The 22,181-nt window shown below is 69.7% G+C and carries 20 protein-coding genes; 13 read left to right on the top strand and 7 right to left on the bottom strand.

The genetic code is table 11. The annotated features are described in order from the left end of the window. Positions 1-11 precede the first annotated feature (11 nt). From ACYUD3_RS16490 to ACYUD3_RS16470, 5 genes are all read left to right on the top strand, one after another. The gene (locus ACYUD3_RS16490; RefSeq protein WP_470970089.1) at positions 12-1,352 is read left to right on the top strand and encodes a pectate lyase family protein; all 1,341 of its coding nucleotides are present in this window, start codon (positions 12-14) and stop codon (positions 1,350-1,352) included. A 128-nt stretch (positions 1,353-1,480) separates the two neighbouring features. After that, entirely contained in the window at positions 1,481-2,605 is a 1,125-nt protein-coding gene (locus ACYUD3_RS16485) for a pectinesterase family protein (RefSeq protein ID WP_470970087.1), read from the top strand. Between the two features lies 1 nt (position 2,606). Then, on the top strand, positions 2,607-3,662 hold the full coding sequence (locus ACYUD3_RS16480) for a pectinesterase family protein (RefSeq protein WP_470970084.1): 1,056 nt from the start codon (positions 2,607-2,609) through the stop codon (positions 3,660-3,662). A 59-nt stretch (positions 3,663-3,721) separates the two neighbouring features. After that, positions 3,722-4,837, top strand: a complete 1,116-nt coding sequence (locus ACYUD3_RS16475) for a right-handed parallel beta-helix repeat-containing protein (protein ID WP_470970081.1) — start codon at positions 3,722-3,724, stop codon at positions 4,835-4,837. Between the two features lie 100 nt (positions 4,838-4,937). Further along, complete coding sequence (locus ACYUD3_RS16470) at positions 4,938-5,732, top strand: HAD family acid phosphatase (protein ID WP_470970079.1); 795 nt, start codon at positions 4,938-4,940, stop codon at positions 5,730-5,732. Between the two features lie 12 nt (positions 5,733-5,744). Here ACYUD3_RS16470 and ACYUD3_RS16465 read toward each other — a convergent pair whose 3' ends face one another. Continuing rightward, positions 5,745-7,910, bottom strand: coding sequence for a glycoside hydrolase family 43 protein (locus tag ACYUD3_RS16465; RefSeq protein WP_470970939.1), 2,166 nt, complete (start codon positions 7,908-7,910; stop codon positions 5,745-5,747). A 137-nt stretch (positions 7,911-8,047) separates the two neighbouring features. Between ACYUD3_RS16465 and ACYUD3_RS16460 the strand changes: the two genes are divergently transcribed. Continuing rightward, positions 8,048-9,202 (top strand): right-handed parallel beta-helix repeat-containing protein, encoded by a 1,155-nt coding sequence (locus tag ACYUD3_RS16460; RefSeq protein WP_470970936.1) that lies wholly within the window; start codon positions 8,048-8,050, stop codon positions 9,200-9,202. A 13-nt stretch (positions 9,203-9,215) separates the two neighbouring features. Here the strand turns inward: ACYUD3_RS16460 and ACYUD3_RS16455 are convergent, their stop codons facing one another. The 4 genes from ACYUD3_RS16455 to ACYUD3_RS16440 all read right to left on the bottom strand — a co-directional run bounded on the left by ACYUD3_RS16455 (position 9,216) and on the right by ACYUD3_RS16440 (position 13,218). Then, positions 9,216-10,067, bottom strand: coding sequence for a hypothetical protein (locus ACYUD3_RS16455; protein WP_470970076.1), 852 nt, complete (start codon positions 10,065-10,067; stop codon positions 9,216-9,218). After that, on the bottom strand, positions 10,064-10,651 hold the full coding sequence (locus ACYUD3_RS16450) for a SigE family RNA polymerase sigma factor (protein WP_470970074.1): 588 nt from the start codon (positions 10,649-10,651) through the stop codon (positions 10,064-10,066). Before ACYUD3_RS16450 ends, ACYUD3_RS16455 begins: the two co-directional genes overlap by 4 nt. A 227-nt stretch (positions 10,652-10,878) precedes the next feature. Continuing rightward, a complete protein-coding gene (locus ACYUD3_RS16445) occupies positions 10,879-12,327 on the bottom strand; it encodes a peptidoglycan D,D-transpeptidase FtsI family protein (protein WP_470970071.1) in 1,449 nt (482 codons plus the stop codon). Between the two features lie 117 nt (positions 12,328-12,444). Continuing rightward, entirely contained in the window at positions 12,445-13,218 is a 774-nt protein-coding gene (locus ACYUD3_RS16440) for an IclR family transcriptional regulator (RefSeq protein ID WP_470970069.1), read from the bottom strand. Between the two features lie 141 nt (positions 13,219-13,359). Here ACYUD3_RS16440 and ACYUD3_RS16435 point away from each other — a divergent pair, with 141 nt between their 5' ends. From ACYUD3_RS16435 to ACYUD3_RS16420, 4 genes are all read left to right on the top strand, one after another. Continuing rightward, the gene (locus ACYUD3_RS16435) at positions 13,360-14,889 is read left to right on the top strand and encodes an aldehyde dehydrogenase (NADP(+)) (RefSeq protein WP_470970066.1); all 1,530 of its coding nucleotides are present in this window, start codon (positions 13,360-13,362) and stop codon (positions 14,887-14,889) included. An 86-nt stretch (positions 14,890-14,975) separates the two neighbouring features. Continuing rightward, positions 14,976-15,584 carry a DUF1349 domain-containing protein gene (locus tag ACYUD3_RS16430; RefSeq protein WP_470970064.1) on the top strand — a complete coding sequence of 203 codons (609 nt, stop codon included), beginning with the start codon at positions 14,976-14,978 and terminating at the stop codon, positions 15,582-15,584. Positions 15,585-15,883: 299 nt separating this feature from the next. Continuing rightward, a complete protein-coding gene (locus ACYUD3_RS16425) occupies positions 15,884-16,600 on the top strand; it encodes a DsbA family oxidoreductase (protein ID WP_470970061.1) in 717 nt (238 codons plus the stop codon). A 105-nt stretch (positions 16,601-16,705) separates the two neighbouring features. Then, positions 16,706-17,758 carry an aminotransferase class V-fold PLP-dependent enzyme gene (locus tag ACYUD3_RS16420; protein WP_470970059.1) on the top strand — a complete coding sequence of 351 codons (1,053 nt, stop codon included), beginning with the start codon at positions 16,706-16,708 and terminating at the stop codon, positions 17,756-17,758. On the opposite strand, the gene ACYUD3_RS16415 is transcribed toward ACYUD3_RS16420, so the two are convergent. Beyond that, positions 17,755-18,273: a DinB family protein gene (locus ACYUD3_RS16415; RefSeq protein ID WP_470970056.1), complete on the bottom strand. Its 519-nt coding sequence runs from the start codon at positions 18,271-18,273 to the stop codon at positions 17,755-17,757. The two genes, ACYUD3_RS16420 and ACYUD3_RS16415, sit on opposite strands and share 4 nt — an antisense overlap. Positions 18,274-18,376: 103 nt before the next feature. Further along, positions 18,377-19,474 (bottom strand): pyridoxal-phosphate-dependent aminotransferase family protein, encoded by a 1,098-nt coding sequence (locus ACYUD3_RS16410; protein WP_470970054.1) that lies wholly within the window; start codon positions 19,472-19,474, stop codon positions 18,377-18,379. 260 nt (positions 19,475-19,734) lie between these two features. On the opposite strand from ACYUD3_RS16410, the gene ACYUD3_RS16405 reads away from it, so the two are divergent. Genes ACYUD3_RS16405 through ACYUD3_RS16395 form a run of 3 tightly spaced genes read left to right on the top strand, consistent with a single transcriptional unit; the run spans position 19,735 to position 22,168 of the window. Further along, on the top strand, positions 19,735-20,583 hold the full coding sequence (locus tag ACYUD3_RS16405; RefSeq protein ID WP_470970051.1) for an ABC transporter substrate-binding protein: 849 nt from the start codon (positions 19,735-19,737) through the stop codon (positions 20,581-20,583). Further along, complete coding sequence (locus ACYUD3_RS16400; protein ID WP_470970933.1) at positions 20,580-21,407, top strand: amino acid ABC transporter permease; 828 nt, start codon at positions 20,580-20,582, stop codon at positions 21,405-21,407. The genes ACYUD3_RS16405 and ACYUD3_RS16400 overlap by 4 nt, the downstream gene beginning before the upstream one ends. Next, a complete protein-coding gene (locus tag ACYUD3_RS16395; protein WP_470970048.1) occupies positions 21,404-22,168 on the top strand; it encodes an amino acid ABC transporter ATP-binding protein in 765 nt (254 codons plus the stop codon). The genes ACYUD3_RS16400 and ACYUD3_RS16395 overlap by 4 nt, the downstream gene beginning before the upstream one ends. Positions 22,169-22,181: the final 13 nt, after the last annotated feature.

Genomic DNA, 22,181 nt, shown 5'->3' with positions numbered 1-22,181 from the left:
GCGAGCGCACGATGCACATGCAGAAGTGTCATGATCACGACAACACTCGACGTTATGGCGCACTCCTCGGCTGCACCGCCCTGATCCTCTCCCTGACCGGCGTAGCCGCCCAGGCCCAGCCCCAACACACCATCCCCAAACCCGACTTGACCCGCCAGACGCTCCCCGCGAACGACGGCTGGGCCGCCTACGGAACCGGCACCACCGGAGGCTCCGCCGCCGACGCCGACCACGTCTATACGGTCACCACCTGGGCCGAGTTCAAGGCCGCCCTCGCCGCCGGCGGGAGCGCTCCCAAGGTCATCAAGGTGAAGGGGACGATCGACGCGGACGGCGAGAGCTGCGCCGACTTCGAGGTCCCGGGCTACAGCCTCGCCGACTACCTCACGACGTACGACCCCCAAGTCTGGGGCTACGAAAAGGACTTGAGCGCCGAACCGGCCGACAGTCCGGAGGGGCTGCGCAGGGCTTCGATGGCCAACCAGGACAAGTACATCAAGGCGAACGTCACGGCGAACACCACGATCGTCGGCATCGGCAAGGACGCCGGGTTCAAGGGCGCCAGCCTCCAGATCAAGGCCGTCGACAACGTCATCGTCCGCAACCTCTCCTTCGAAGGCCCCGTCGACTGCTTCCCCCAGTGGGACCCGACCGACGGCACCACCGGCAACTGGAACTCCGAGTACGACTCGGCGGTCGTCTACGGCTCCACGCACGTCTGGCTGGACCACAACACGTTCACCGACGGCGACCACCCCGACAGCGCCGCGCCGGTCTACTTCGGCATGCTGTACCAACAGCACGACGGGCAGCTGGACATCGTCCGGGGCGCCGACTACGTGACCGCCTCCTGGAACGTCTTCAAGGACCACGACAAGACGATCCTGATCGGCAACAGCGACAGCGCCGCCACCGCGGCCGGTGACCGGGGGCATCTGAAGGTCACCTTCCACCACAACCTCTTCCAGAACCTGCTGGAGCGCGCGCCGCGGGTCCGGTTCGGCCAAGTCGACTCCTACAACAACCACTTCATCGCGAGCGACGGCTACATCTACAGCTACGGCGTCGGCATGGAGTCCCAACTCGTCGCCGAGCACAACGCGTTCACGATCCCGGCCGGCATCTCCGCCGGGCAGATCCTGAAGAAGTGGAAGGAAGCGCCGCTCACCGCCGCCGACAACTACGTCAACGGCCGCCTCGTCGACCTGATCGCCGTCCACAACGCGCAGATCCCCGAGGAGACGCTCCAGTCCGGCGCCGGCTGGACCCCCACCCTGCGCACGAAGGTCGACCCGCCGCGCCTGGTCCCGCTGATCGTCGCCGTCGGCGCGGGCGCGGGGCGACTGCGCTGACGCAGCACCCGGCGCCGACGTGAACTCGGCTCCACCGCAAGCCACTTCGCACCGAAGTGGGCACCCCAAGACCGCCGGGGCGGTCCTGCACACCGCCCCGGCACCCCACCCCCGCAGGAGCACCCCGCATGCCCTCCCCCCAACTCCCCCTCCCCAGACGCGGGTTCCTCACGGCGACCGCCGCCACGGCCGCCGCCCTCGTGACCACCCCCGCGCACGCCACCCGCCAACACCCGCACCACACAAACCCGTTCGGCCGCTACGGCACCCCCGCCGCCCGCCTCACCCCGCAGACCCTCTACGTCGATCCCGCCGGCCAGGGCGACCACACCACCGTCGCCGCGGCCGTCGCCGCCGCGACCGGCACCGGCTGGACCCTGGTCCTCGCCCCCGCCACCTACCGGGAGACGGTCGCCGTGGACGCCACCCGCGCCGGCATGACCTGGATCGCCGCCGCAACTGACCCGCAGGCCACGGTCATCGTCTACGACAACGCGGCCGGCACCCCCAGACCCGGCGGCGGCACCTACGGCACCACCGGCTCGGCCACCACCACCGTCCAGGCAGCCGGCTTCACCGCCCACCGCCTCACCTTCGCCAACGACTGGCTGCGCGCCGACCACCCCGGCATCAGCGGCACCCAGGCGGTCGCCATCAAGGTCCAGGGCGACCGCAGCGCCTTCCACCACTGCCGCTTCCTCGGCCACCAAGACACCTTGTACGCCGACACGTTGGCGCTCACCGCGTTCGCCCGCCAGTACTTCGCGGACTGCTATATCGAGGGCGACGTCGACTTCGTCTTCGGCCGCGCCACCGCCGTCTTCGAGCGCTGCCACTTCCGCACCCTCGACCGCACGGACCTCGCCGCCCCGCCGTACGGCTTCGTCTTCGCGCCCTCGACGGCCGGCGCCAACCCGCGCGGCTATCTGGTCACCGGCAGCCGCGTCAGCAGCCAAGCCCCGGACGCCGCCTACAAGTTGGCCCGCCCCTGGGTGCCCAGCTCCGACCTGACCGCCCGCCCGATGCTCACCGTCCGCGAGACCCGCCTGGACTCCGGCATCGACGCGGTCGCCCCCTACACGAACATGTCGGACAGCTACCCCTGGCAGCAGCAGCGGTTCGCCGAGTACCGCAACACCGGCCCCGGCGCGGTCGTGACCGCCCCGCAGTACCGGCCCCAACTCACCGCCGCCCAGGCCGAGTCGGCGACCCGGGCCGCGTACCTCGGCGACTGGGAACCGGAGGTGCGCTGAGATGCGCAACTCCCTCAGCCGCCGCACCTTCCTCGCAGCCGCCGGACTCCTGACGGCCGCGGCAACCCCCGCAACCGCCGCCCCCAGAAACCGAGTTACTCACGTCCACCCCGGCGACTCCGTCCAGACAGCCGTGGACCGCGCCGACACCCCCGGCTGGACGATCGTCATCCACCCCGGCACCTACCGCGAAACCGTCGACATCCCCGCCGAAAAAGCCGAGTTGACGATCCGAGGCGCCACCCCCGACCCCCGCGCCGCGGTCATCGTCCACGACAACGCCAACGGCACCCAGAAACCGGATGGTTCAGGCACCTACGGCACAGCGGGCTCCGCCACCTTCACCTCGGCCGCCCCCGGCCTGACCCTCCGCGACCTGACGCTCGCCAACGACTGGCTGCGCGCCGACCACCCCGACATCACCGGCACCCAAGCGGTCGCCGCCTGCCTCACGGGCGACCGCACCCACGCCGAGAACGTCCGCTTCCTCGCCCACCAGGACACCCTGTTCGCGGACACGACGACCCTGGACGCCTTCAACCGGCAGTATTACCACCGCTGTTACCTCGAAGGCGACGTCGACTTCGTCTTCGGCCGGGCGCGGGCCGTCTTCGACGGATGCCGGTTCCACACCCTCCAGCGGGACGTCGGCTTCACCCCCAAAGGCATGGTCTTCGCCCCCGCCACCGCCCGCGCCAACCCCTACGGCTTCCTCGCCGTGCGCGGCCGGATCACCTCGGGCGCGGAGCCGGCGGCGTACAAACTGGCCCGCCCCTGGGTGCCCACCTACGAGACAACAGCCTGGCCCTCCTTGGTGGTTCGGGACACCTGGATCGGCCCCGGCATCGACGCGGCGGCCCCGTACACGAACATGCGCGACGCCTACCCGTGGCAGGCGATGCGCTTTCGCGAGTACGCCAACTCCGGCCCCGGAGCGGTGATTTCGGCGCCGGAGAACCGGCCGCTACTGACGGACGCGGAGGCGGTCGTACACACCCCGCGTACCTACCTCGGGGACTGGCGCCCCGAGAAGCACCAACAGCACCAGCAGCACTAACGGCACCACCAGATCAGCCCCAACTCCCCATCCCCACACGACGAAAGGGACCGCACTCCATGTCTCGTCGTACCGTTCCCAGCGCTCTCGCAGCCCTCGCACTCGGTGCCGGGCTCGCCGTCGCCCTGCCCGGGTCCGCCCAGGCGGCGACGGTGGTCGTCAGCAACTCGACCGACCTGACCAGCGCCATCAAGAACGCCACCGCCGGCACCGTCATCCAGGTCCGCGGCGGCACCTACTACCCGACGGCTACCCTCCAGTCCACGGCCAACGGCACCTCCTCGGCGCCGATCACGCTCACCGCGTACGGCTCGGAGACCGTGAAGATCGACGGGTCCTCCATGGCGGCCGGCTCCTGGATCTTCAAGCTGACCGCGTCGTACTGGAACGTCTCCAACATCACGTTCCAGAACTCCCCGGACAGCGCCGTCGTCTGCCAGTCCTGCACCGGCACCAACTGGAACAACGTCAAGACCATCAACGGCGGCGACTCCGGCTTCACCCTCACCGGGGCCAACACGGTCAACAACACCGTGAAGAACCTGGACAGTTACGGCAACTACGACGCCGCGACGCACGGCCAGAACGCGGACGGCGTCGCCATCAAGTTCGGCTCCGGCACCGGCAACCTCGTCACCGGCGCCCGGCTGTACAACAACTCGGACGACGGCATCGACCTGTGGTCGTTCTCCTCGCCGGTCACCATCGAGCACAGCTGGTCCTTCGGCAACGGCGTCAACCGCTGGGGCGACTCCGCGTTCGAGGGCAACGGCAACGGGTTCAAGCTCGGCGGCAACGGCGTCACCGTCGCCCACGTCGTCAACAACTCGGCCGCGTGGGGCAATTCGGGCAACGGGTTCACCGAGAACTCCAACACCGGTGCCATCGTCGTCAATCGGACCACGTCCTACGCCAACAGCAAGTGGGGCTACTACTTCGCGACCAGCGCCGCGAAGCTCGGCAAGAACCTCGCCGTCGGCAACGGCGGCGGCCAGGTCAGCAAGGGCTCCAGTGTGACCTCGGCCGGCAACAACTGGGACTCCGGCATCTCGACGCCCGCGTTCGTCTCCACGGACGCCTCGTCGACGTACAACTCCCGTAGTTCCAGCGGCACTCTGCCCGCCACCACGTTCCTGACGACGGGCAGCGCCACCATCGGCGCCACCATGGACTGACCCCGGCACAGGGCGCTTGACCCGTTCTTTGCCGCGGGGGAGATCTCGATCGGGCAACGGGTCTCGCGCCCGCCCGGGTGACGCGCGTAGAAAACGTCTCATGCAAAAGTCTCTGCGCCTCGCGGCAGCCGCCGCGGCCTGTGCCCTCACCGGCGCCGTCCTGTACGGCGCCGGTGCGGCCACCGCCCACCAGTCGACGGTCGACTCCTCCCACGAGCCCTACAACATCGGGCAGTTGGTCAAGGACATCGACACCTACTACGGCACCACCCTGGACGCGAACGGCGTCTACCAGGCGTCCCCGGACAGCCAGTACGCCAAGGACCTCGCGGCCGTCGACAAGGCCGCCCGCAAGCAGATCGACCAGGCGGCCCGCAAGGGTCACCACAAGGGGTCCAAGCCCGCGGTCGTCTTCGACATCGACGACACGCTGCTGCTCAGCCTCGACTACGAGAAGAAGACCAACTACACGTACAACGGCACCACTTGGGCCGACTACGTGAACAAGGCCGACCGCCCCGGCGTCTTCGGCAGCGCCGAACTGGTCCGCTACGCCGCCGCCAAGGGCGTCGAGGTCTTCTACAACTCCGGCCTGAGCGAGGCCCAGCGCGCCGCCGCCGTCGCCAACCTCAAGAAGACCGGCGCCGACGTCAACCTCGACGCCGCCCACATGTTCCTCAAGGACAAGGCCAACCCGCCGTCCTACCTGGCGGGCTGCGCCACCCCGGGCACCTGGAACTGCACCACCGTGCAGTACAAGTCCGGCACCCGCAAGCACATCGAGGACCTCGGCTACGACATCGTCGCCAACTTCGGCGACCAGTACTCCGACCTCGAAGGCGGCTACGCAGACAAGGCGTTCAAGCTGCCGAACCCGACGTACTTCGTGAGCTGAAGCCGGCTGAAGTCAGCCGACGTCCGCTGACGCCCCCTCGGGCTCGATCGACCCCAGCGTCGGCACCACCACCCTGATCAGCCCGTCCGGCCCGAACTCCAGCCGGTCCACGGCCACTTCACGGTGCGTGCCGTCACCCCCGGGCCGTCCGGGCCCCTCCAGCGCGAACCGGTGGTACACGATGTACCACCGGTCCGTGCCGGGCGCGTTCACCACCGAGTGATGCCCGGTGCCGAGAATCCCGTACTCGGGCCGCTTCGCGAGCATCGTCCCCCGCCCGGTCCACGGCCCCAGCGGCGAGGGACCCGTCGCGTACGCCACGTGATAGTCCTCGCTGCGGGTGTCGTCCTCGGACCACATGAAGTAGTACGTCCCCTGCCGCTCGATCACGAACGACCCCTCGCGGAAGTCCCCTTGGGTGATCTCCCGCACCTCGGCCGGATCGAACGACACCATGTCCGCGCCCAACGGCACGACGTAGGCGTGCATGTTGCCCCAGTACAGATACGACGTCCCGTCGCGGTCCGTGAACACCGCCGGATCGATCATCTGCCCCGGGAACGCGTCCCGCGCCACGAGCGGCCCGCCCAGCGCGTCCCGGAACGGCCCGGCGGGCGAGTCGGCGACGGCCACGCCGATCTGCTGCTCGGCGCAGAAGTAGAAGTAGAACTTTCCGTCCCGCCCGGCGGCGGCCGGCGCCCACGCGTACTTGCTCGCCCAGCCGACATCGGTCTCCAGGTCGAGAATCACCCCGTGATGCGTCCAACTCACCATGTCCGGCGAGGAGTACGCCGTGAACCGCGTCCCGCCCCACCCCTCGAACCCGTCGGTGGTCGGATAGATCCAGTACCTCCCGTCGAGGAAATGCACATCGGGATCGGCGTGCAGCCCCGGCAGCAGCGGACCGCGCACGGCGACGGCCTCGACCGACCACTCCCGCCGCACCCCGTCACCCCCGACGACCGTATAGATCTGCGGCGTACGGAAGTCCCGCACGGTCCCGGACGCGGGCTCCAGCGAAGCCCCCGCCCCGACCGTGAACTCCGGTGCGAGCGAGCCGAGTTCGGCATCGGGCTCCATGGGCAGCACGACCTTCGAGGCGGCCTCCGTGACGACGGCCCACCCCCGCTGCCCGGCGACGGTCACATCGACGACGGACGCGGGCCCGTCCGGATAAGCGGCCAGCAACCGCTCGTACTCCTCCCGCGTCACCGGAACGACCGTCCCGTGCCGGGGACTTGAGGGCAGCCGGTAGTCCGAGCAAGGAGTCCACAACTCCAAGTCCACGCTCTCGAACGGCACATACCCCCGCCCGCCGTACTCGTCGATGAACAGGTACCACTTCTCACCGGAGTTGGCCGCGAACACGATCGGCCCCTCACCCTGATCGACGACCCCGGCCCCGACACAGTCGGCGACCAGTTCGTACGACGTACTGGTCAACTCCCGTGACTTCTCGACGGTGATGAACTTCGACCCCGGCGAACTCGCCGCCGGATCCCGCTCGTCCTTGGTGAACCGGTAGTAAGTCCCCTCGTGCGCGAGGACGGTGGAGTCGATGACCGAGTACCCCGGGTCGTGCCAGACCTGCGGCTCGCCGAACGTCCGGAAGTCCTTGGTCGTCGCGTACAGCATCCTGTTGTACGACGCCCCCGCGTGCCCGGGGTCGTCGTACAGCCGGGACGCCCAGAAGACGACGTACGCGCCGAGGGAATCGTCCCAAACCGCCTCCGGCGCCCAGGCGTTGCCCGCGCCGGCCGGGGCCAGCTCGACCAGGCGGCGGTCGGTCCAGTGGACGAGGTCGGTGGACTCCCAGACCAGGATCGAGCGGCTGCCGTGGCGCTGGTGGCGGTCCCAGTCGCCGTCGCCGTGGACGCGCAGGTCGGTCGCGAGGAGGTAGAAGCGCTCGCCGTCGGGGGAGCGGACGACGAACGGGTCGCGTATTCCGCCGGTGCCCTCGGGGGACGTCAGGATGGGGGCGCCCGCGTTCAACTCCCGCCAGTGCAAAGGGTCGTCGCCCCGGCTGAGGGCGTAGCGGGGCCGCTCGCCGTCGGGGGTGGCGTCGCCCGTGAAGTAGACGAAGAGATAGCCGGCGTACTGGGTCACGGGCGGTGCTCCGGGGTGATCGGGGATCAAGGGCGCCCTCGGAGTTTCACCAGCTCCGGCGCGTGCGTCAATCGATCAGCGGGGGGTGCGAAACTTTCGATCCTTCTGATCCGGCGGCAACCTTTCCGGCTGGTGCGGCGACCTGTCGCTGTTCGTGACACCCGAGGAAAGGAAGCCTCGTGCGCCTCAGCCCTGTGCGCCTCAGCCCCGTGCGCCTCAGCACCGGACGCCACCGCAGGACCCGCACCCTCTCGATCGCCGCCGCGGTCGCCCTCTCCGCCGGCGCCGGAGGCGTCTGGCTCGGCCTGTCGAACGGCGGCGCCCAGGCGGCCGGCACCACGGTCACCGTGTCCACCACCGCCCAGCTGGAGACAGCCGTCAGAAACGCGGCGGCGGGTACCGTCATCCAGGTCCGCGGCGGCACCTACACCCCGGCCGCCACCCTCAAGTCCACGGCCAGCGGCACGAGTTCGGCCCGCATCACGCTCAAGCCGTACGGCACCGAGAAGGTCAAGGTCGACGGCTCCAAGCTGCCCGCCGGCTCCTGGCTCGCCGGGATCTACGGCAGCTACTGGACCGTCCAGGACATGACGTTCCAGAACTCACCGGCCCAGGGCTTCGTGGCGACCTCGTCGACCGGCGGCATCTTCAAGAACCTGGTCACCGCGGACAACGGTGACTCGGGATTCACCCTGCGCGGCGACAAGACCATGAACAACCTCGTCCAGAACCTGGACAGTTACGGCAATTACGACCCGTCCGGACACGGCCAGAACGCCGACGGGATCGCCATCAAATTCGGCTCGGGAACGGGAAACAAAGTCACCGGTGCCCGCCTCTACAACAATTCGGACGACGGCCTCGACCTCTGGCAGTTCTCGTCCCCCGTCACCGTCGAACACAGCTGGGCTTTCGGCAACGGCAAGAACCGCTGGAACGACTCCGCCTTCGAGGGCAACGGGAACGGCTTCAAGCTGGGCGGCGGGGGCGCCTCCGTGGCCCACGTCGTCAACAACGACGCGGCCTGGGACAACACCCTCAACGGATTCACCGAGAACTCCAACACCGGCGCGATCGTCCTGAACCGCAACACCGCGTACGCCAACCAACAGACCGGCTTCTATTTCGCCACCGGAAAGGCGAGGCTGGCCAGGAACCTGGCGGTGAACAACGCGAACGGCGCGGAGAAACTGAGCAAGTCGACGGTCTGCGCGGCCAACAGCTGGAACAGCGGAACGCCGGCCCCGAAATTCGCGTCGACGGACGCGAGCGCCGCATACGGCCCCCGCCGGGCCGACGGCTCACTCCCGGAGACGGAATTCCTCACCACGGGGGTGACGACACTGGGGACGGCGATGAACTGAGGGAAGAGGGGGCCTACGAGCCCCCGAACCCACCCCCCACAGCCAGCCCCTTCCCCCCAGCGGTCCCCGACACGGCGTACACATCGCCCCCCGCGTCCCGCCCGCCCCGCTCATGGTCGTACTGCCCCGCGAACACCCACTCACCCGGATACACCGTGCGCCCGTCCTTCAACACCCACGTATAGACGACGAACCCGTCCTTCTCCGCGAGCGTGAAGGTGAAGTCGTCCTCGGGCAGCGACCGCCACGCCCCGGTCGAGGTGACCCCGCCGGTCTGGGCGACCTTCAACTGGACGGTGAGCGCGGTGAGTTCGGCGGAGGTCTTCAGCGTGATGTCGCTCTGCGCCCAGAACTCGTTGCTGTGCGGATCGACGGAACCGTCCGACGACAGCGGCCCGTCCTCCCGCCCGGCGGCGGAAGCCGGCGCACTGGGGCCGGGCGCCGGAGAGGCGGAGACGCTGGCCGAAGGCGTGGGCCGCTCCTGGGACTTGCCGGTACCGCCCCCGGAACTCGGCGCGGGGGAAAGGGAGTCGCGGGGCCGGCTGGTGGCGTCGGGCATCTCTTCCGGCGTGGGGGACACCGCGACGGTCTCCTGGGCGGCGGGCCCGTCCCCCTTGACGGCGGAGGCGACCGCGTACCCGCCCACCGCGAGCATGCCCGCGACGGCGGCCGTGGCCCCGACGATCCGCGCCCACCCGAGCACGGCGGGCCGGGTGGCCCGATGCCCGCGCCGGCCCTCCTCGGGGGCGGCGCTCAGGCCCCGCTCGACCCGGGCGAGCATGCGTGCCCGGTCGGGTTCGTGCGCCTCGGCCGCCTCGTGCAGCCGGGCGCGCAGTTCGTCGTGCACGTCCCGCCGCATCGTCATCTGTCCCTTCCGGCGGGCTCGGAGGCCCGCTGCCCCGAACTCCTTGGTCTGCCCGCGACGGCGTGCACCCGTTGCGGAACGGCTTGCGCGCCGAGCAGCTTCTGCAACTCGGCCATCCCTTTGGAGGTCTGGCTCTTCACGGTACCGACCGAGACCCCGAGCGCGAGCGCGGTGTCCTTCTCGGAGAGGTCGAAAGCGTGCCGCAGCACGACGCAGGCGCGTTTGCGGAACGGAAGTCTACGCAGCGCGCTCTGTACGTCCACCACCCCGGCCACGTCCGGGTTCTCGGTCTTCTCCTCGCGCTGCGACCAGAACAGTGCGATCCGGCGCCGCTCCCGCACGGCGCTGCGGATCTTCGTACGGGCCAGGTTGGCGACGACGCCCCGGGCGTAGGCCACCGGGTGATCGGCGGCGCGCACCCGGTCCCAGCGGTGCCAGAGCGCGAGCAGCGCGTCCGCGGCGAGGTCGTCCGCGGTGTCCGCCTCACCGGTCAACAGGTAGGCGAGACGCGACAGTTCGGCGTAGTGGCGGTCGAAGAAGGCATGGAACTCCACGGAGGCGGCGTCGTCGACGACTGTGCCCACGGGCTGACCTCTTCTCGGTGCGACGGATTCGGCGACCGGCGCTTCACGGGGCGTTTTCCGTGCGTGTGTCATGTGTATGACATGCGGACGCGCCGGGGAGATCACCGGGATGAGGTGTGGAAGCGTAGCAGCGATCGACTGACGGATTCCGTACGGGACTTCGAATACCGCAGGGCGCCTCGAACGACGGGCCCAGCCTCAGGGGAACGGCGGGCCCGCCCCAGGCGCTACCCCTTGAGAGCGGCCTCCATCATCGCCTTGGCGACCGGGGCGGCCAGCCCGTTACCGCTGACCTCGGACCGCGCCGCGTCGGACTGCTCGACCATGACGGCGACGGCGACCTCCTTGCCCCCGGCCTTCGCGTACGACGTGAACCAGGCGTACGGCGTCTTGCTGTTGTTCTCGCCGTGCTGCGCGGTACCGGTCTTGCCGCCGACGGTCGCCCCGCTGATCTGCGCGTTCGACCCCGTGCCGTCCTGGACGACCGTCTGCATCGCCGACTGGAGCTGCTCGGCGGTCCTGGAGCTGACGATCTGCGTGGAGCCGGCCTGCTTGTCGTAGTTCTCCAGGACGTTGCCGCTGCCGTCGGTGATCTGGGACACCATGTGCGGCGAGACCAGCTTGCCGCCGTTGGATATCGCCGCCGACACCATGGCCATCTGCAACGGCGTGGCCGTCACGTCGAACTGCCCGATGCCCGAGAGACCGGTCTGCGCCTCGTCCATGCCCTTGGGGTAGACGCTGGCGTACGCGCGCACGGGCACGTCCTGCGACTCGTCGTCGAACCCGAACTTCTCCGCCATCGCCCGCACCTTGTCCTGCCCGAGCTGCACGGCCATGTGCGCGAAGACGTTGTTGCAGGAGTACTGGAGCGCCACCCGTATCGAGGCGTTAGCACAGGGCGCCGAGGCGTTCTCGTTGGCCAGCACCGTGGTCGTCCCCGGCAGGGTGTACGGGTTCGGGCTGTCGGTCTTGGCGTCGACGTCGCCGTACAGCCCGTCCTCCAGGGCGGCAGCCGCCACGACCAGCTTGAACGTGGACCCCGGCGGCAGCGGCTGGCGCAGCGCGCGGTTGGTGAGCGGCTTGTCGGCGTCGGCGTTGAGCGACTTCCAGGCCGAGCCTGCCGTGTTGGCGTCCGTCAGCGTCGAGGGGTCGTACGAGGGTGTCGAGACGACCCCGAGTATCTTCCCGGTGGCCGGGTCGATCGCGACGGCCGCGCCCTTCTTGCCGCCCAGGGCGTCGTACCCGGCCTTCTGGACGGCGGGGTCGATGGTCGTGATCACATCGCCCGGGGTCGCGCGGGTGTCCGTCAGGGTGTCCATCGCGGTCTTCAGGCGCGTGTCCGTGCCGTTCAGGAGGTCCGCGTAGATGCCCTCCAGCTGCGTGGGCGCGTAGGCCTGCGAGGCGTAGCCGGTCACCGCCGCGTACAGCTCGCCGTCCGTGTACGTCCGCTTGTACTTCAGGTCGCCCGAGGTCTGCGCCGAACCCGTGACCGCCTTTCCGGCCACGATGATGTTCCCGAGCGGCTCCGAGTAGGTCTCGATGGCGTTCCGCCGGTTGTGCTGGTCGTCCGCGAGCGCCTGGCCCTCGTAGAACTGCACCCATGTCGCCCGCAGCAGCAGGGCGAACACGAGCAGCAGCGTGAAGACGGCGGTACGCCTGATCGTCTTGTTCATGGCGAACAGATAGACGAATACGGCGGATGCGAAAGTTCCCGTCCGTCCACATTTCTCATCAGACGCTCATGAATGGACAGCAGGCTTTCATGAACGGACAGGAGCCGCCGCGCGGCTTCAGAGTCTGCGCGTCGCGAGCGTCAACCGATCACGGGCGTCGAACAACGCGTCCTTGACCATCTGTTCATGCGCCGGAGTCAGCCGCGCGACCGGCACCGAGCAGCTGATGGCGTCCCGCGCGGGCGTGCGATAGGGAATGGCGACCCCGAAGCAGCGCAGCCCCAGGGTGTTCTCCTCGCGGTCCACGGCGAACCCCTGCTCACGGATCTGGTGCAGCTCCTCGATGAGCTTCTCCCGATCGGTGATCGTGTGCTCGGTGAGCGCCGGAAGCGTCTCCGGAAGCATCTTGCGCACCTGCTCGTCCGTATAAGTGGACAACAGGGCCTTGCCCAAGGACGTCGAGTGAGCGGGCAGCCGCCGCCCCACGCGTGTGAAGGGCCGCAGGTAGTGCTGGGACTGCCGGGTGGCGAGATAGACGACGTTCGTCCCGTCGAGCCGCGCGAGGTGGATGGTCTCGGTGGTGTCGTCGGAGAGCCGGTCGAGGGTGGGACGCGAGGCGGCGACCACTTCGTCCCCGTCGATGTACGAAGTGCCGACCAGCAGGGCCCGCACCCCGATCCCGTACCGCGTCCCGGTGGCGTCGGTCTCGACCCACCCCAGCTCGACCAGGGTGCGCAGCAGCATGTAGAGGCTGGACTTCGGATAGCCCACGGCCTCCTGGACCGCCGCGAGGGAGTGCATCCCGGGCCGGCCGGCGAAGTACTCCAGCAGTTCGACCGTCCGCACCGCGGACTTGACCTGCGCCCCGCCCCCCGTCTCGCCTGCCGACATCGACTGTGACCCCTTCGTTCGACGAGAAGCTGAAGTTATAGTCTCCAACAGCATATTCACCATCAGAGACAGTGTTCAGCATATCGAACACCCCTGATGGCGACAGGACACCCGCGGCACGACTTGTTGGAGGGACCCCCGGTGGCAGCAGCACCAGTCTGGAGTGTCGACCCCCGAACCGGGAAGCAGCGGGAGCAGGTCGCCGACGAAGCGACACCCCAGGAGGTCGACGCCGCCGTACGCGCCGCTCTCGACGCCCGCGCCTCCCTCGCCGACCGCACCGTCCGCGCGGCCTTCCTGCGCTCGGCCGCCGCCGGCCTGGAAGCCGCCAAGGAAGCCCTGGTGGAGACCGCCGACGCGGAGACCGCCCTCGGCCCGGTCCGCCTCAACGGCGAGCTGGCCCGCACCTGTTACCAGCTCAGGGCGTTCGCCGGCATCGTCGACGAAGGCGCCTTCCTCGACGTCGTGATCAACCACCCCGACGACACCGCCACGCCCCCCATCCCCGACCTGCGCCGCTACAAGGTCCCCCTGGGCGTCGTGGCCGTCTACTCGGCCTCCAACTTCCCCTTCGCCTTCTCCGTCGCCGGCGGCGACACCGCGAGCGCCCTCGCGGCGGGCAACCCGGTCGTGGTCAAGGCCCACCCCGACCACCCGGCCCTCTCCGAACTCGTCGCCAAGGTCATCCGCCGCGCGGCGGCCGAACACGGCATCCCCGAAGCGGTCCTCGGCCTCGTCCACGGCTTCGAGGCCGGCCTCGAACTGATCAAGCACCCCCAGATCGCCGCCGCGGGCTTCACCGGCTCCATCCGGGGCGGCCGAGCCCTCTTCGACGCCGCCGCCGCCCGCCCGGTCCCGATCCCCTTCCACGGCGAACTCGGCTCGCTCAACCCGGTGGTCGTCACCGAAGCCGCCGCCACCGAACGGGCCGACGCCATCGGCACCGGCCTGGCCGGCTCGATGACCATGGGCGTGGGCCAGTTCTGCGTCAAGCCGGGCCTCGTCCTGGTCCCGGCGGGCGACGCGGGCGACACTTTGGTGAAGACCCTGACGGCGGCCGTCAGCGACACCGACGCCGGCGTCCTCCTCGACCACCGCATGCGCGACAACTTCATCGCCGGCGTCGCCGAACGAGCCGAACTCCCCGACGTCGAAAGCCCGGTGACCCCCGGCGCGGGCGGCGAACACACGGTCAGCGCAGGCTTCCTGACCGTCCCCGCCGCCCACCTCGCCACCGAGGGCGCCCACGACCTCCTCCTGGAGGAGTGCTTCGGCCCCGTCACCGTCGTGGCCCGCTACGCCGACGACACCGAGGTCAAGGCCGTCCTCTCCCGCCTCCCCGGCAACCTGACCGCCACCGTCCAGCTCTCCGACGCCGAGGCGGCGGGCGAGGGCAAGGGCGCCGGCATCCTCGCCGAACTGACCCCGCTCGCGGGCCGCGTCCTGGTGAACGGCTGGCCCACCGGCGTGGCGGTGGCGGCGGCCCAGCACCACGGCGGCCCGTACCCCGCGACGACGTCCACCTCAACGTCCGTAGGCGGCACGGCAATCGAGCGCTGGCTGCGCCCGGTGGCCTACCAGAACGCCCCCACCGCCCTTCTCCCGCTGGAACTGCGGGACGAGAACGAGCTGGGTCTGCCGCGCAGGTTCAACGGCGCGCTGGAGCGCTAGGACGAGAGAGCTGGGCGCGCAGCTCCTGGGCTGACCGGGGTTGCGCGCCCTGCCGCGTCCGCGGATGCGCCCTAGAGTGTCCGTCCATGGACCTCACGATCCCCCAACTGCCCTTCCCCTTGCGGACGTACGGCCCCGACGGCCACTGGACGTACGAGGACGGAGTACTCACCGGCTGGGCGGGCCCCCGCCAGGACCGCTTCGTCCCGCCCACGGGGGAGTCCCTGGAGTCGGTCTCCGACGCCCCGAGGCTCCTGGGGGCACCGGAGGGGGACTTCCAGCTCATCGCGAGGGTGACGGTGGACTTCAAGTCCACGTTCGACGCCGGGGTGTTGTACGTCCACGTGGCCGAACAGGCATGGGCGAAGCTCTGCTTCGAATACTCCCCGGACATCCCCACCGTCTGCTCAGTGGTGACAAGGGGCCACTCCGACGACGCCAACTCCTTCACCACAGAAGGCAATTCCCTCTGGCTAAGGCTCAGCAGAACAGGCAGGGCCTTCGCCTTCCACGCCTCAAAAAACGGCACCCACTGGACTTTCGTCCGCTTCTTCACCCTGGCGGACGAAGAGCAAACAGGCAGGGCCTTGATCGGCTTCCTGACGCAGTCGCCGATGGGCGAGCAGTGCGTGGTGACATTCGACAACATCGAGTACCGCGAGAGTTGGCCGAAGGACTTGAGGGACGGCAGCTGAGAGGGCCGCGAACGGCGGGAAGGGGACACGGCGGGGGGTGTCCCGCCCGCAGCGTCCGGCGTGAAAATAGGGCTCTTATGAACGGGGAGCCCCGCCGGACCGAGGACGGGACACCCCCCGCCGGGTCCCCGCCCCACGACGAGCAGAAGGCGCTACACAAGCCCCCACCGGGCCGGGCAGGCCGCCGCAGGCATCGAACCGCGCCTCGCACGCGCAGAGGCCGGGGAATGAACCCGACAGATCGAACGTTCACGCCCAGGGAGGCACCCCGCCCCCACACCCCCCGAAAGAGTAGAGACATGCGCGTCGAAATCTGGAGCGACATAGCCTGCCCCTGGTGCTACGTGGGCAAGGCCCGCTTCGAGAAGGCGCTGGCAGCCTTCCCCCACCGCGACCAGGTGGAGGTCGTACACCGCTCCTTCGAACTGGACCCGGGCCGGGAGAAGACGGACACCGGCCCGGTGATCCCGATGATCGCGAAGAAGTACGGCATCAGCGAGGCCCAGGCGGAGGCGGCGGAGGACAACCTCGGCACGCAGGCGGCAGCGGAGGGCTTGGCGTACCGCACGAGGGGCAGGGACCACGGCAGCACCTTCGACATGCACCGACTCCTGCACCTGGCGAAGGAGCACGGAAAACAGGCGGACCTCTTCCAGATCTTCTACCGGGCCAACTTCGCGGAGGAGCGCTCGGTGTACACGGAGGGTGACGACCGCCTGATCGAGCTGGCGGTGGAGGCGGGCCTGGACGAGGCGGAGGCGAGGAAGGTCCTGGCGGACCCGGAGGCGTACGCGGAAGCGGTACGGGAGGACGAACAGGAGGCCGCACAGCTCGGCGCGACCGGAGTCCCCTTCTTCGTACTGGACCGCAAGTACGGAATCTCGGGCGCCCAGCCGGCGGACGTCTTCACGCAGGCCCTCACCCAGGCCTGGGGAGAACAGTCCCCGCTGAAGCTGATCGACTCGCCGGAGGCGGAGGCGTGCGGCCCGGACGGCTGCGAGGTGCCGGCGAGGTAACCGCCCCCAGGGGCCGGGCGCCGCTTGGCAGATAAGCGCCGCTACCCGATAAACGGTAGCAATGTGCGATGGACGCGACCACGCACCGTCACCCACAGTGGACGTATGACGCCCTTCGCCACCTTGGTCCGCACCGAGTTCACCCCCGCCACCACCTTCCTGAACACCGCGTCCAACGGCCTCCTCCCGTCCCGCTCGGCCACCGCCCTGCGGGAGGCGGTGAGCGTGCGGTCGGAGGGCCGCCCGCTGGACGCGGCGTTCGAGGAGGTGGAGGCGGCGCGGAGGGCGTTCGCGAGACTGGCGGGCGTCCCGGCGGAACGGGTGGCGACGGGTACGTCGGTGGCGGCGCACACGGGCCTGATAGCGGCGTCGCTGCGCCCGGGCGCCGAAGTCCTCACGGCGGAGGGCGACTTCACGTCGGTCCTGAACCCCTTCCACGTAAGGGGAGACCTGAAGGTCCGCACGGTCCCCCTGGAACGCCTGACCGAGTCGATCCGCCCCGGCACGGACCTGGTCGCGGTGAGCGCGGCCCAGTCGGCGGACGGCCGCGTGGCGGACCTGGAGTCCCTGCGGGAGACGGCCCGCACCCACAACACCCGCACCTACGTCGACTTCTCCCAAGCGGCGGGCTGGCTCCCGTACGAAGCGGCCGCGTACGACTTCACGGCGGCGGTCACCTACAAGTGGCTGCTCGGCCCGCACGGCACCGCGTTCCTGACCGTCCCGGAGGACTTCGGCGGCCTGACGCCCCTCCTGGCCGGCTGGGTCGCGGGCGAACGCCCCTGGGACAGCTGCTACGGCCCGGTCACCCAACTCGCCGGCTCCGCCCGCCGGTTCGACATCAGCCCCGCCCTGTTCAACTACGCGGCACTGCGCCCGTCCCTCGAACTCGTCGAAGAACTGGGCGTGTCCGAGATCCACGCCCACAACACCGCGCTGGCGGACCGCTTCCGCACCGGAGTCGCGGAGCTGGGGTGCAGGGTGCTGCCGGCGCCGGGCTCGGCGATCGTATCCGTCCCCGAACTGGGCCACCGGCAGGGCGAGCTGGCGGAGAAGGGTGTTCAACTCTCCAGCAGGGCGGGGAACTTGAGGGCGTCGTTCCACTTGTACAACACGGAAGAGGACGTGGACCGCCTGCTGGAGGAACTGAAGCCCTAGGCTCCGGTGACCCCGTCGATCCCCTCCCGCAGGATATCGGCGTGCCCGTTGTGCCGCGCGTACTCCTCGACCATGTGAATGAGCACCCACCGAAGGCTGACCTCGACCCCCTTCATGGCCCCGTCGGGAACCCGCACAGGAAAGTCCCCCGGCAGCCCGGCGATCACCTCACGCCCCCGCTCGACCTCCCGCCGCCAGTCGGCCAGCGCCTCGTCGAGCCCCCGCTCGGGAGAGAGCGGATACCCGGTCTCCTCGCCGTACACATACGGCACGTCCAGCTTTCCGACTCCCCGCTGGAACCAGTTCCGTTCGACCTCGGCGAGATGCTGGACGAGGCCGAGCAGGGTCAGTGAGGAGGGTGCGGCGGCGGTGCGCCGGACCTGCTCGTCGCTGAGCCCGGCGCACTTCACCTCCAGCGTCCCGCGATGAAAGTCGAGCCAGCTCACCAGCATGGGCAGCTCGTCGCCGGTGAACAGCGGAATGGGACGCCCGTCGGGAAGGGAACCAGAAGTCATACGGGCAGCATGCCGCACACGGACCTCAGCTCCCCACCCGATTTCACCCCCACACGGACCTCAGCCTCACCCGATGTCCCCACCTGATAGCCCTCACCCGATTTCACCCCCAGGCCCCGGCGACGGCGTCCCGAGCCCCGGCGAGATCCACCACGACCCCCCGCTCACCCAGCGCCGCCCCGATCCCCTCCAGGCACCGCACCACGACCTCCCGGGTCGCCTCGGCCCCGTAGTGGTTGACCCTGATCATCTCGGCGGCCAGCGCACCCCCGCCCGCGGCCAGCGGCAGCGTCGGATCGGCGGCCAGCGCCCGGGCCACCAGCTCCGAGGCGGGCACCCCGGCGGGCGCCCGGAGGGTGGTGGCGACGGGGGCGGCGTCCTGGGCGTCGTACACATAAGGCTCGATGCCCAGGGCGACGGCGCCCGCGCGGGTCGCCGCGGCGGCTGAGGTGTGGCGGGCCATGACGGTGTCCAGGCCGTCGCGTTCGATCCGCTCGACGCATGCCTCCAGGGCCAGCATCTCCAGCTGGGCGGGGGCGTGGGGGAGGGTCTTGCGGCCGGGGTCGGTCCAGCGGGCCTTCCAGTCGAGGAGGGAGAGGTACGAGCCGCGCGGCGCCCTCGGGTTCGCGGCCATGCGGGCCCACGCCCTCTCGCTCACGGAGATCGCCGACACCCCGGCGGGACCGCCCATCGCCTTCTGCGCGCCGATGACGCACAGGTCGACGCCCCACTCGTCGGGCAGGACGGGTTCGGCGCCGACGGAGGCGACGGCGTCGAGGTAGAACAGCGCGCCCTGTTCCCGGACGGCCTCGGAGATCTCCCCTACGGGATTGGTGTTGCCGGTCGCCGCCTCGGCGTGCACCAGCGACACGAAGTCGATCTTCGGGTGGGCGGCGAACGCCTCGCGGACCTGGGCGGCGGTGACGGCGGTGTGGAAGGGGACGGCGAGGTCGATCACGCTCGCCCCGCAGTCGCGCAGCCAGTTCCCGAAGGTCTGCCCGTAGGGGCCGGTGATGATGTTGAGGGCGGTCGTACCGGGCCCGGCGGCGCCGCGGATCGCGCCCTCCAGCGGCAGCAGCGCCTCACCCTGCATGATCACGACACTCTGGGAGGTGCCGAGGAGCTTCGCGATCCGGTCCTCGACCGAGGCGAAGCGAGCGGCGCCCAGCGGGGGCAGGTCCAGGAAGGGGTGGGTGGTCACGGCGTTGCTCTCTTCGCTCTCTTCGCAGGTCACGGACGGCCGACGGAGATGAGGGTAAACCCGGACGCCGGCCGCCGGACACGGGGAGGCCCTCTCCCCAAGTCCCACCTGTCCCCCTACAGTCGTAGAGCCCCGTTCATCCGTACGGCCCCTTCCTTCCCGGCCCGATTTGAGAGACAGGCGCGGCTCCCCGAGCATCGGACACAGCACAACCTCGTACATCAGGGAATTTTCAGGGCAAACCCCTACGGAGGTCTCCCGTGCACACGTTCCCAGGCCGCCCCCGCACCTCGGCAGCGGCTGCCGCACTGCTGCTCGCGGCCCTGGCGGGCTGCACGTCGACGGACAGCGGCGGCTCAGGCGCGTCGAAGACGGCCGCCGGGGGAGTGGAGCTGGCCAAGGCGGGTCAGCTGACGACCTGCACCCACCTCCCGTACCCGCCGTTCCAGTCGGAGATCGACGGCAAGGTGCAGGGGTTCGACGTCTCCCTCATCGACCTCGTCGCGAAGGACCTCGGCGTCAAGCAGGTCATCCTCGACACCCCCTTCGAGAACTTCAAGACGGGCGCGTTCCTCAACTCCGGCGAGTGCGACGTGGCGGCGGCCGGGATGACCATCACGCCCGAGCGCAAGAAGAACGTCGACTTCTCCGACCCCTACTTCGACGCCACCCAGGCCGTGCTGGTCGACAGGAACAGCGGTCTGACCTCGCTCGCGGACGTGAAGGCGAAGGGCGCGAAGCTGGGCGCGCAGGCGCAGACGACCGGCGAGGACTACGCGAAGAAGCAGGGCTTCGACCCGGTCTCCTTCGAGTCCTCCGACGCGGTCCTCAACGGACTGCGCACCGGCCAGGTGAAGGCCGTCATCATCGACTACCCGGTCGTCGAGGGCTGGCTGAAGACGAAGGCCAACGCGGACGCCTTCAAGGTGGTGGGCAACCTCAACACCGGTGAGCAGTACGGCTTCACGGTGAAGAAGGGCAACACGAAACTCCTCGACGCCATCAACAAGGCGCTCGGCACGGCGCGTTCGGACGGGACGTACAAGGCGCTGTACGAGAAGTGGATCGGCCCGTATACGGCGGCGACGGCGTCACCGTCCGCGTCATGACCGCCCCCGAGGGCCAACTCGACGTACACAGACCGAAACTGACGCGCCGCCAGAAGCAGCGCCTGACCCGGGGTGCCCAGTACCTCGTCTTCGTCGCAGCCGTCCTCGCCTTCGCGTTCGGCGCCGACTGGGGGCGGCTGCGCAACCAGTTCGCGCAAGGCGACCTCGCCCGGCAGATGTTCCCGGACGTCATCACGCTGGCGCTGCGGAACACGGTCCTGTACACCCTCGCGGGCTTCCTCCTCGGGCTCGCGCTGGGCCTGGTCATCGCGCTGATGCGGCTCTCCTCCGTCGGCCCCTACCGCTGGGTCGCCGGCGTCTACATCGAGATCTTCCGGGGCCTGCCCGCCCTGCTCATCTTCGTGTTCATCGGCGTCGCCGTCCCCCTCGCCTTCCCCGGCACCGAGATCGTCGGCGGCACCTACGGCAAGGCGGCGCTCGCGCTCGGTCTGGTCGGCGCCGCCTACATGGCGGAGACGTTCCGCGCCGGCATCCAGGCGGTGCCCAAAGGGCAGACGGAGGCGGCCCGTTCACTCGGTTTCAGCCCGGCGCGCGCGATGCTCTCCGTCGTCATCCCGCAGGCGGTCCGCATCATCCTCCCGCCGCTCACCAACGAACTGATCATCCTCTTCAAGGACTCCTCCCTGGTCCTGCTCCTCGGCGTGACCCTGGAGGAGCGTGAACTGTCCAAGTACGGGCGGGACTTGGCGAGTACGACGGCCAACTCGACGCCCATTCTGGTGGCGGGGCTGTGCTATCTGCTGGTGACGGTCCCGCTCGGGTTCGTGGTGCGGCGGATGGAAGCGAAGGGGGCGGCGAAGTGATCGAACTCCGTTCCCTGCACAAGTCGTTCGGCGCCAACGAGGTGCTGCGCGGCATCGATCTGGAGGTCGCCCGGGGCGAGGTCGTCTGCGTCATCGGCCCCTCCGGCTCCGGCAAGTCGACCCTGCTGCGCTGCGTCAACCTCCTCGAACAGCCGACGCGCGGCCAAGTCGTCGTAGGCGGAGTGGAGTTGACCGATCCGGACGTCGACCTCGACGCCGCCCGGCGCCGGATCGGCATGGTCTTCCAGCAGTTCAACCTGTTCCCGCACCTCACCGTCACCGAGAACCTCACCCTCCCGCAGCGCCGCGTCCTGAAACGGGACCGCAAGTCGGCGGAACGCGTCGCCGCCGAGCACCTCGCCCGCGTCGGCCTCGCCGAGAAGGCCCACGCCCACCCCGCCTCCCTCTCCGGCGGCCAGCAGCAACGCGTCGCGATCGCACGGGCGTTGGCGATGGGCCCGGAGGTGATGCTCTTCGACGAACCGACGTCGGCGCTGGACCCGGAGCTGGTGGGGGACGTGCTGGCGGTGATGCGGATGCTGGCGGACGAGGGGATGACGATGATGGTGGTGACGCATGAGATGAGCTTCGCGCGCGAGGTGGCGGACCGGGTGGTGTTCATGGACGGCGGGGTGGTGGTGGAGGAGGGGCCGCCGGGCAGGGTGATCTCCGATCCGGCGCATGAGCGCACGCGCGTCTTCCTGTCCCGTCTGCTGGACCCGGCGGCGGCGCGGATCGACGAGGAGGATCCGGGCAGTTGAGCCCCGGGCGCCC

Source organism: Streptomyces sp. AMJ-169 (assembly GCF_055597585.1).
Note: the sequence above shows the minus strand (reverse complement) of the source record. Positions and strands in the feature narration are given on the sequence as shown.

Coding starts and splice junctions, on each gene's coding strand:
- ACYUD3_RS16490 (WP_470970089.1), top strand. CDS start 12: ATGCACATGCAGAAGTGTCATGATCACGACAACACTCGACGTTATGGC.
- ACYUD3_RS16485 (WP_470970087.1), top strand. CDS start 1,481: ATGCCCTCCCCCCAACTCCCCCTCCCCAGACGCGGGTTCCTCACGGCG.
- ACYUD3_RS16480 (WP_470970084.1), top strand. CDS start 2,607: ATGCGCAACTCCCTCAGCCGCCGCACCTTCCTCGCAGCCGCCGGACTC.
- ACYUD3_RS16475 (WP_470970081.1), top strand. CDS start 3,722: ATGTCTCGTCGTACCGTTCCCAGCGCTCTCGCAGCCCTCGCACTCGGT.
- ACYUD3_RS16470 (WP_470970079.1), top strand. CDS start 4,938: ATGCAAAAGTCTCTGCGCCTCGCGGCAGCCGCCGCGGCCTGTGCCCTC.
- ACYUD3_RS16455 (WP_470970076.1), bottom strand. CDS start 10,067: ATGACGATGCGGCGGGACGTGCACGACGAACTGCGCGCCCGGCTGCAC.
- ACYUD3_RS16445 (WP_470970071.1), bottom strand. CDS start 12,327: ATGAACAAGACGATCAGGCGTACCGCCGTCTTCACGCTGCTGCTCGTG.
- ACYUD3_RS16440 (WP_470970069.1), bottom strand. CDS start 13,218: ATGTCGGCAGGCGAGACGGGGGGCGGGGCGCAGGTCAAGTCCGCGGTG.
- ACYUD3_RS16430 (WP_470970064.1), top strand. CDS start 14,976: ATGGACCTCACGATCCCCCAACTGCCCTTCCCCTTGCGGACGTACGGC.
- ACYUD3_RS16425 (WP_470970061.1), top strand. CDS start 15,884: ATGCGCGTCGAAATCTGGAGCGACATAGCCTGCCCCTGGTGCTACGTG.
- ACYUD3_RS16420 (WP_470970059.1), top strand. CDS start 16,706: ATGACGCCCTTCGCCACCTTGGTCCGCACCGAGTTCACCCCCGCCACC.
- ACYUD3_RS16415 (WP_470970056.1), bottom strand. CDS start 18,273: ATGACTTCTGGTTCCCTTCCCGACGGGCGTCCCATTCCGCTGTTCACC.
- ACYUD3_RS16400 (WP_470970933.1), top strand. CDS start 20,580: ATGACCGCCCCCGAGGGCCAACTCGACGTACACAGACCGAAACTGACG.